The organism is Myroides sp. LoEW2-1, from assembly GCF_009767705.1.
In the GTDB taxonomy this organism is placed as follows: Bacteria; Bacteroidota; Bacteroidia; order Flavobacteriales; family Flavobacteriaceae; genus Flavobacterium; species Flavobacterium album_A.
Genome location: NZ_WSPP01000373.1, coordinates 1 through 1,855, shown reverse-complemented (window position 1 = coordinate 1,855; position 1,855 = coordinate 1). Strand labels below are relative to the sequence as shown.

The 1,855-nt window shown below is 33.9% G+C and carries 1 protein-coding gene, 1 tRNA gene and 1 pseudogene; 2 read left to right on the top strand and 1 reads right to left on the bottom strand.

Features of this window, described 5'->3' with window-relative positions:
- Window positions 1-173 precede the first annotated feature (173 nt).
- Window positions 174-1,523: an RIP metalloprotease RseP gene (gene rseP / locus GOQ24_RS16120; protein WP_155091988.1), complete on the top strand. Its 1,350-nt coding sequence runs from the start codon at window positions 174-176 to the stop codon at window positions 1,521-1,523.
- 83 nt (window positions 1,524-1,606) lie between these two features.
- Window positions 1,607-1,680: transfer RNA gene (locus tag GOQ24_RS16115), tRNA-Asn, on the top strand.
- Window positions 1,681-1,776: 96 nt separating this feature from the next.
- Here the strand turns inward: GOQ24_RS16115 and GOQ24_RS16895 are convergent.
- Window positions 1,777-1,855 (bottom strand): annotated as a pseudogene (locus GOQ24_RS16895) (transposase); the annotation flags it as partial.

Here is a 1,855-nt window from a genome sequence, read left to right as displayed (position 1 = left end):
ATTTTTATGTGTTTTGTTGCTATTGACCCTTTTTATTGTCTGTCATGTTGATTTTATACCCCTTTTTTATGTGAAAGAATTGATAAATAAATTACTATAGTAAAAAAAATATGAATTACTAAAAGTAATATTCTATTTTTGTCTACTTATAGTTAAGATTGTAATATTACAAAATGGAAATACTTATTAAATTATCTCAGTTTTTATTGAGTTTATCGCTGCTTATTATTTTACACGAGTTGGGTCATTTTATCCCTGCTAAGTTATTTAAAACTCGTGTTGAAAAGTTTTACTTATTTTTTGATATTAAGTTTTCTTTATTTAAAAAGAAGATTGGTGATACGGTTTACGGAATTGGTTGGCTTCCTTTGGGTGGATATGTGAAGATTGCTGGTATGGTAGATGAGAGCATGGATACTGATCAGTTAGCTGGTGAACCACAGCCTTGGGAATTTAGATCTAAACCTGCTTGGCAACGTTTGATTATCATGTTAGGTGGTGTTTTTGTGAACTTTGTTTTAGCTTTTATTATATACATCGGAATGACTTATGCTTATGGGGACTTGTATGTTTCAAATAAGGATATGAAACACGGGGTATGGGTTCAATCGGATTTAATGAAGAATATAGGTTTGAAGAATGGGGACCGAATTGCAAAAGTTGATGGTAAAGAGTTTGAACATTTTAACGATGTTAGTTATGCTGTTCTTATGGGACATCAAATAGAAGTAGAAAGAAGTGGTGAAATGCTGACAATAGATTTGCCAACTGATTTGTTAGGTCAGCTAAGTAGTGGAGCACAAGCAGGACCTTTATTCGGATTGCGCGTTCCTTTTATTGTTACTGCTTTTCCTGAGAATTCTCCTAACGAAGGTAATTTAAAGGCTAATGATATTATTAAAAGTATCAATGGCATTGATACTCCTTTTGCTGATATGGTTATGGAACAATTAGAATTGTCTAAGGGATCTACTGTTGATGTGGTTGTAGAAAGAAATGGTAATGACGAGAAGACTGTTGCTCAAATTAACGAAGAAGGTAAGTTGCAAGTTGTTTTTGCTGCGATGCTTCCTATAAGTAATCACGAGAAACTTGGAAATTATACGATCGTTCAAGAGAAGTATTCTTTTATTGAATCTATCCCTGTCGGTATTGTAAAAGGTAAAGATAAGGTTGTTGGCTATCTTGATCAATTGAAGAAAATGGTTAAACCAGAAACAGGAGCTTATAAAGGTGTAGGTGGTTTCAAGGCTATATACGATATTTTCCCACAATATTGGAGCTGGGAAGTGTTTTGGAATATTACTGCAATGCTTTCTATTATGCTTGGAGTGATGAATTTACTTCCTATTCCTGCTTTAGACGGTGGACATGTAGTGTTTTTACTTTATGAAATGATTTCTGGGAGAAAACCAAGTGATAAGTTCTTAGAGAATGCACAAATGGTTGGTTTCTTTATACTTATTGGCTTGCTTTTATTTGCTAATGGGAACGATATTTACAAAGCAATCTTCGTGCGATAGATAAATAGTAAAAAATATGCTTATAGTGTTTGCAGGTTTTAAAAATCGTTTTATATTTGCACCGCAATAAAGGTAACACACCTTCCTCCTTAGCTCAGTTGGTTAGAGCATCTGACTGTTAATCAGAGGGTCCTTGGTTCGAGCCCAAGAGGGGGAGCAGAAAGCCAGACAGTGATGTCTGGCTTTTTTTATATAAAAGAAAAAGCCTCTATGTTTACATAGAGGCTTTTTGGATCAATCTCAAAAGTTGTGTTTAGGCATAAAGCTTAGTCAATCTGTATAAAAAGAAATCAATATCTCTTACACCTCTAAACTGAGCTCTGAATGCTTTA

Excerpts from the sequence above, each read along its gene's own strand:
- rseP (WP_155091988.1), top strand. The coding sequence starts at position 174 with ATGGAAATACTTATTAAATTATCTCAGTTTTTATTGAGTTTATCGCTG.